The 7,329-nt window shown below is 73.9% G+C and carries 5 protein-coding genes; all 5 read right to left on the reverse strand.

What is annotated here, in order from left to right; all coding sequences use genetic code 11:
* Positions 1-2,406 (reverse strand): S1 family peptidase (locus tag CCL05_RS39245; RefSeq protein WP_086565386.1); only part of this gene is annotated, 2,406 nt, incomplete at its 3' end.
* 254 nt (positions 2,407-2,660) lie between these two features.
* Entirely contained in the window at positions 2,661-3,566 is a 906-nt protein-coding gene (truB, locus tag CCL05_RS39250; RefSeq protein WP_086565387.1) for a tRNA pseudouridine(55) synthase TruB, read from the reverse strand.
* Positions 3,563-4,015: a 30S ribosome-binding factor RbfA gene (rbfA, locus tag CCL05_RS39255; protein ID WP_020269629.1), complete on the reverse strand. Its 453-nt coding sequence runs from the start codon at positions 4,013-4,015 to the stop codon at positions 3,563-3,565. Before rbfA ends, truB begins: the two co-directional genes overlap by 4 nt.
* Before the next feature lie 44 nt (positions 4,016-4,059).
* On the reverse strand, positions 4,060-4,353 hold the full coding sequence (locus CCL05_RS39260) for a DUF503 domain-containing protein (protein WP_086565388.1): 294 nt from the start codon (positions 4,351-4,353) through the stop codon (positions 4,060-4,062).
* A gap of 205 nt (positions 4,354-4,558) precedes the next feature.
* Positions 4,559-7,329, reverse strand: a 2,771-nt coding sequence (gene infB, locus CCL05_RS39265; protein ID WP_086565389.1) for a translation initiation factor IF-2, incomplete at its 5' end; no start/stop codon positions are given.

Raw genomic sequence — 7,329 nt, forward strand, 5'->3', positions numbered from 1 at the left:
CGCGTGCGGGGTGGCGGGCAGCGGCTGCTCGTCGTCGAACCAGCGGGCCAGCAGGGGCTGTACGGCGGTGGCATCGGCGGCCAGCAGGTGCGCGACGGTGTCCAGGAACCGGGGACCGGCCTCGCACGGCGGGCCGTCGGCGTGCACCAGCCGCCTCAGCAGCGCGAAGCGCTCGTCCTCGGGCAGCCGTACGCCGGCCCAGAACGCGGGCCCGACCTCGTCCGGCACGGGCCTGTCCTGCCGCCGCCAGGCCACGATCCGGTCGGCGAGCAGCCGCAGCACCTCCGTGTACGGCGTCGCCTCGGGCACGGCCGACAGGGTCCCGGTGAGCAGCCGGGCGGCCCACCAGGACCGCGGATCGGCGTCCAGGGCGTGCACCAGGTCCGCCAGCCGGGAGGCCAGGTGGCCGGTGCCGCGCTGGCGGGCGAGGAGCAGCAGGGCCTGGACGACAGGTCCGATGCGGTGGTGCGGGACGGGGTCGGGCTGCGCGTCCGGCGGGCGCTGGACCAGGGCGTGCAGGGCCTCGTCGAGGTCGAGGTGCAGGCCCTGGAGCCAGTCGGCGAGCTCCTCGTGGGCGAAGCGGTAGCCGGCTCCGGCGGGCACGAGCAGGCCCTCGGCGAGGACGGCCGACGCCCAGCCGGTGCCGCCGCCGAGCCGTGCCGGGGCGGGTCCCCACGGGAACACCGCCTCGAACGCCTCCCGGTCCAGATCGCCCAGCCCGGGCCCGAGGCCGCGCCGGGCCGCCTCGTGCACCTGCCCGGCGACCTTGGCGGCCAGCCGGCGTACGGCCGTGCCGCTCAGGCCGTTCCCGGCGGCCAGCCGCAGGGCGATGCGCAGGGACATCAGGTCCAGGTAGGCCGCGAAGACGTCGTCGCGGTCGACGGTGGCGCCGGGGCCGTCGGGACCGGCTGGACTGTCGGGTGCGCCGGCGAGGGCCGCCCGTACCTCCGCGAGCAGTCGCAGCGTGAGAGGGTGCCGGGCGTCGGTGTGGACGAGGGCGCTCTCCGGGATGCCATGGCGCCGGCGGGCCTCCCGGGCCTCGTCCTCGGTGAGATCGCCGAGGCGCACACACGCGGGCTCGCCGTCGGCACCGGCCGGCCGGTGCAGGACCTCCGCCGGGAACCCCGCCCCCTCCCAGTACTCCGCCCGGCACGCTACGACCAGCCGCACTCCCGTCTCCCGCAGCCACCGCACCGTCCCGTCCGTCCAGTCGGCCAGGCGGCGGGCCAGCGCGGGGGGCATCTCCTCCGGGCCGTCGAGGAGCAGCAGCAGGGGCCTGCCGAGGGCACCTGCGAGCGCGGCGAGGCGCTCGGGCGTGGTGTCGCCCAGGTCGGCCGGCAGGTGACGGGGCTGGGACGCGGACACGGCAGGGGCGGCCCGGGTCAGCGCCCGGCGTGCCGCGTCGGCCACCGAGGCGTCGTCGCCTCGCAGTTCGCAGCCGCGCAGCCACAGCGTGGGATGCCCGTCGCGGGCGCGGCGCGCGGCGAGCGCCGCGAGTTCCGTCGTACGACCGCTGCCGGGCGGCCCGACGAGGCCGAGCACGGCCGCGGGTCCTGCCGCGAACGCGCCGAACTCGGCCACCGCAGCCGCCCGTTCGACCGGCTCCGGGAGCCCCGGGGCACCGGGCGGGCCGTCCAGCCCCACCGCCGTGCCGGTCAGCTCCAGCACACCGGCCAGGTTGAGGTCGGCGCCGTACGCGGGGACCGTCGCCGCGTTCTCGGCGAGCAGCTCGGCGAGGCTCCCCGCCGCTCCGGGGAGGCGGGGATGCAGCGGTACGGCGAACCCGACGTCGCTGTGGTCGGAGCTGAGCGCGGTGCCGAGCACCCCGACCACGGCACCCGTCGCGGCGTCGAGCACCGGGCCGCCGGCCGCTCCTGCGCCGCGTCGCAGCGCGTCCCGCCCTGCCGTGCCGACCGCCAGCTCCAGCGCGCCGTCGAGGCGGTGGCGGCGGTCCGTGGCCGCGTACGTCACGGCGGCCGGGCCCAGCACCCTGGCCTCGCGCCAGCCGCCGGCGGCGATCCGCACATAGGTGCCCGTCCCGGCCCCGCCCCGCACGGTGACGGGCAGCGGCGGCACGCCGAGGCCCTCGGTCCGCACGAGCGCGAGGTCGAGCGCGGGCAGCGGGGTCACCGCGTCGGCGGACACGACCCGGCGGCGGTCCCCGGCCCCGCGCAGGACGAACCGGGGCAGGCCGTCGACCGCCTCGTGGCTGGTGACCAGCGTGCCATGGTGGTCGGCCAGGAAGCCGGTGCCCCGGGGGCGGCCGGCCAGGTCCTGGATCCGGACGAGGGCCGGGCCGGATGTCCCGGCGCCGGTTGCCTCGGTCGTCTGCTCCGCTGCTTCGGGGCGGTCCTGGGATCCTGGTGCGCTGTCCTGTGTCTTCCCGGACCGGTTCCGCGACGTCATCGTCGAGCCTCCCCGCCGTACACCCGTGCCCTTGTGTTCGACGGTAGGGGCGAGATGATCAGCGGGACAGATCGCCGGGCGAAAGCGCCCCCTTCCGCTCCCCCGGTTCACTCCGAGCGCCTGCACGGACGGGTGAACACAGAGGGTCGGCTGGATACACCCTAGGGGTGGGGGAACCGAGGGGGGACCGTGGAGCGGCGGCAGTGGAGGTACCCCGTGGCCGCCGCTCCACGGGCGGACGTCCCCGTGTGCCGTCAGCCGAAGACGGCCAGGCTCTTGGCCTTGCCCCGCTGCTCCTCGACGAGGGCGAGGAAGCGGCCCTCCGGGTCGAAGACGGCGACGGGGCCGGAGCCCGCGTACGTCTCGGGCATCTCCAGCCGTACGCCGTTGGTGAGCAGCTTGGCCCGCCGGGCGTCGACGTCCCAGCGCCGGAACGCGGCCGCGGCGGCCTCGGCGACCGGCATCACGGTCAGCTCCTGCTGGAGCTGGTCGAGGGTGCGGGCCGCGTCCAGCTTGTAGGGGCCGACGCGGGTGCGGCGCAGGGCGGTGAGATGCCCGCCGACGCCGAGGTCGGCGCCCAGATCGCGGGCCAGGGCCCGGATGTAGGTGCCGGAGGAGCAGACGACCGAGACGACCAGGTCGAGTACGGCCGTGCCGTCCTCGGCGACGGCCTCCCGGACGTCGTACACGCCGAAGGAGGAGACCGTGACGGGACGGGCCGGGATGTCGAACTCCTCGCCGTCCCTGGCCCGCTTGTAGGACCGCACGCCGTTGATCTTGATGGCGCTGACCTTGGACGGCACCTGCATGATGTCGCCGGTCAGCTTGGCGACGCCGGCGTCGATGGCGTCGCGGGTGACCTCGGAGGCGTCCGTGGAGGAGGTGATGTCCCCCTCGGCGTCGTCGGTGAGGGTGTTCTGCCCGAGCCTGATCGTGCCCAGGTACTCCTTCTCGGTCAGTGCGAGGTGGCCGAGGAGCTTGGTGGCCTTCTCGACGCCGAGGACGAGGACGCCCGTCGCCATCGGGTCGAGGGTGCCGGCGTGCCCGACGCGTCGCGTTCTGGCGATGCCGCGCATCTTGGCGACGACGTCGTGCGAAGTGAAGCCCGACGGCTTGTCGACGATGACGAGGCCGTCGGGCGTGGTGTGCTTCTGGGTCATTCGGCGGTGTCGTCCGTCTCGTCGTCCTCGTCCGGCTTGCGGTACGGGTCGGCGTCGCCGGCGTACTTCGCGCCCGCGGACGCCTCGCGCACCTTCTCGTCGGACTGGCGCGCCTTGTCGAGGAGGTCCTCGATGGCACGGGCGGTGTCCGGGAGGGCGTCCATGACGAAGGTCAGGGTCGGCGTGAACTTCACGCCGGCGGCCCGGCCGACCTCGGAGCGCAGGATGCCCTTGGCGCTCTCCAGTCCGGCCGCGGCCGCGTTCCGCTCCTCGTCGTCCCCGTACACGGTGTAGAAGACGGTCGCCTCCCGCAGATCGCCCGTGACCCGCGTGTCCGTGATGGTGACGTGCGAGCCGAGCCGCGGGTCCTTGATCCCGCGTTGCAGCTTCTGGGCCACCACTTCCCGGATGAGGTCCGCCAGCCTCTTGGCCCGCGCGTTGTCGGCCACTGGTCCGTCTCCCGTTCTTTCCTGTCCGGTTCGTTCTCGGTTCGTCAGTCGTCTTCGCCGTGGAAGCGCCGCCTGACGGACAGCAGCTCCACCTCGGGGCGGGCGGCGACCAGCCGTTCGCACCGGTCGAGGACCTCGCTCAGGTGCCCCGCGTCGCCGGACACCAGCGCGAGGCCGATGCCGGCCCTGCGGTGGAGGTCCATGTGATCCACCTCGGCCGCGCTCACCGCGTACTTGCGCTGGAGCTCGGCGACGATGGGGCGGACGACGGAGCGCTTCTCCTTCAGCGACCGTACGTCGCCGAGGAGCAGGTCGAAGGACAGCGTCCCCACATACATGTATGTATCCGGATGACCCGCCGGTACGGGATCGATGGCCCTGCGGTCGGAGCAGGGACATCAAGAACGGTACCGCGTGCCTGCCGGTGGCTCGACGGGGTTTTCCTTTGCCCGCCCGCGCGTCGATTCAGCTCCGCAGGACAGGCAAACGGCCAGCCGGCCGACGCGGCGGTGCCGCGTCGGCCGACCAGGGTGCCGTGGGGTGTTACACCCGCGGCTTCTCGCGCATCTCGTACGTCGCGATGACGTCGTCGACCTTGATGTCGTTGAAGTTGCCGAGGTTGATACCGCCCTCGAACCCTTCGCGGATCTCGGTGACGTCGTCCTTGAAGCGACGCAGGCCCTCGATGTTGAGGTTCTCCGCGACCACCTTGCCGTCGCGGATGAGGCGGGCCTTGGTGTTGCGCCTGACCTCGCCGGAGCGGATGAGAACACCCGCGATGTTGCCCAGCTTGGACGACTTGAAGACCTCGCGGATCTCCGCCGTACCGAGCTCGACCTCCTCGTACTCCGGCTTGAGCATGCCCTTGAGGGCCGCCTCGATCTCCTCGATCGCCTGGTAGATGACCGAGTAGTACCGGACGTCCACGCCCTCGCGCTCGGCCATCTGCTGCGCACGCCCGGCGGCGCGCACGTTGAAGCCGATCACGATGGCGTCCGAGCCCATCGCCAGGTCGATGTCGGACTCCGTGACCGCACCGACGCCGCGGTGCAGGACGCGGATGTCGACCTCTTCGCCGACGTCCAGCTGGAGCAGGGAGGACTCGAGTGCCTCGACGGAACCGGAAGCGTCACCCTTGATGATCAGGTTCAGCTGCTGGACCTCGCCGGCCTTCAGCACCTTGTCCAGGTCCTCCAGCGACACACGGCGCGTGCGCTTCGCGAAGGCCGCGTTGCGCTCGCGCGCCGCACGCTTCTCCGCGATCTGACGGGCCGTACGGTCCTCGTCGACGACGAGGAAGTTGTCGCCCGCACCCGGGACGTTGGTCAGGCCCAGGACCTGCACCGGCGTCGACGGGCCGGCCTCGGTGACGAGGTTGCCGTTGTCGTCGTGCATCGCCCGGACCCGGCCGTACGCGTCGCCGACCACCATGGTGTCGCCGACCCGCAGCGTGCCGCGCTGGACGAGGACCGTCGACACGGCACCACGTCCGCGGTCGAGACGGGACTCGATCGCGATGCCCTGCGCGTCCTGGTTCGGGTTGGCCCGCAGGTCGAGCGAGGCATCGGCCGTGAGGACCACGGCCTCCAGCAGGGAGTCGATGTTCAGACCCTGCTTGGCGGAGATGTCGACGAACATCGTGTCGCCGCCGTACTCCTCGGCCACGAGGCCGTACTCGGTCAGCTGACCGCGCACCTTGGTCGGGTCCGCACCCTCGACGTCGATCTTGTTGACCGCGACGACGATCGGGACGTCGGCCGCCTTGGCGTGGTTGAGCGCCTCGACCGTCTGCGGCATGACGCCGTCGTTGGCCGCGACGACCAGGATCGCGATGTCCGTCGACCGGGCACCACGGGCACGCATGGCGGTGAACGCCTCGTGACCCGGGGTGTCGATGAAGGTGATCTTGCGCTCTTCGTCGTTGACCTCGGTCGCGACCTGGTAGGCACCGATGTGCTGGGTGATGCCGCCGGCCTCGCCCGCGATGACGTTCGTCTTGCGGATGGCGTCGAGGAGCCGGGTCTTACCGTGGTCGACGTGACCCATGACGGTGACGACCGGCGGGCGGACCATCAGGTCCTCCTCGTCGCCCTCGTCCTCGCCGAACTCGATGTCGAAGGACTCCAGGAGCTCGCGGTCCTCCTCCTCCGGGCTGACGATCTGAACCGTGTAGTTCATCTCGTCGGCGAGGAGCTGGAGCGTCTCGTCGGAGACGGACTGCGTGGCCGTGACCATCTCGCCGAGGTTCATCATGACCGCGACGAGCGACGCCGGGTTGGCGTTGATCTTCTCCGCGAAGTCGGTGAGCGAGGCACCACGCGACAGGCGAACGGTCTCGCCGTTGCCGCGAGGCAGCATCACACCGCCGACCGACGGGGCCTGCATGGCCTCGTACTCCTGACGGCGCTGCCGCTTCGACTTGCGGCCACGACGCGCGGGACCGCCGGGACGGCCGAAGGCGCCCTGCGTGCCACCACGGCCACCGGGACCGCCGGGACGACCGCCGAAGCCGGGACGGCCACCGCCGCCACCGGGACGACCGGCGAAACCGCCGCCACCGCCACCGGGACCACCGGGACGGCCGGCGAAACCGCCACCGCCGCCACCGGGACGACCCGCGAAGCCGCCGCCACCCGGGCGACCGCCGCCGCCACCGGGACGACCGCCGCCACCGGGACCGCGGCCGCCGGGGCCACCGCCACCGGGACGCGGACCGGCAGCCGGACGCTGCGGCATCATGCCGGGGTTGGGACGCGGACCGCCGGGACCGCCGCCGGGACGCGGACCGCCGCCCTGCGGACGGGGCATGCCGCCCGGAGTGGGACGCGCGCCGCCCGGAGCCTGCGGACGAGGACCGCCGCCGGCACCCTGCGGACGGGGACCGCCCTGGCCCTGGCCCTGCGGACGCGGGGCACCACCGGGCGCACCGGGGCCGCCGGGACGCGGGGCACCGCCCGGACGGGGCGCCTGGGGGCGCGCCATGCCGGTGGAACCACCAGAGGTGAACGGGTTGTTGCCCGGACGGGGACCCGCCGGACGGGCACCGGGGCGCGGGGCGCCGCCACCCGGACGCGAGGCGCCGGGACGCTCGCCGCGGTCACCACGGCCCTGGCCGCCCTGGCCGGAGCCACCCGGGCGCGGAGCACCCGGACGCGGCGACTGGCCGGCCGGACGCGGGGCGCCCGGACGCGGACCGGAACCCTGAGAGGAGCCCTGCGAGGAGGGAGCCGCCGGGGGTGCCTGGAACTCGGGCGTGGTCGGAGCCGGGGACGCCGGGGCGGGCCGCGGCGCGGGCTTCGGGCCCGGGGTGGGAC

It is taken from the genome of Streptomyces africanus, assembly GCF_002150735.1.
GTDB classification, from domain to species: Bacteria; Actinomycetota; Actinomycetes; order Streptomycetales; family Streptomycetaceae; genus Streptomyces; species Streptomyces africanus.

Coding starts and splice junctions, on each gene's coding strand:
- CCL05_RS39260 (WP_086565388.1), bottom strand. CDS start 4,353: ATGTATGTGGGGACGCTGTCCTTCGACCTGCTCCTCGGCGACGTACGG.
- truB (WP_086565387.1), bottom strand. CDS start 3,566: ATGACCCAGAAGCACACCACGCCCGACGGCCTCGTCATCGTCGACAAG.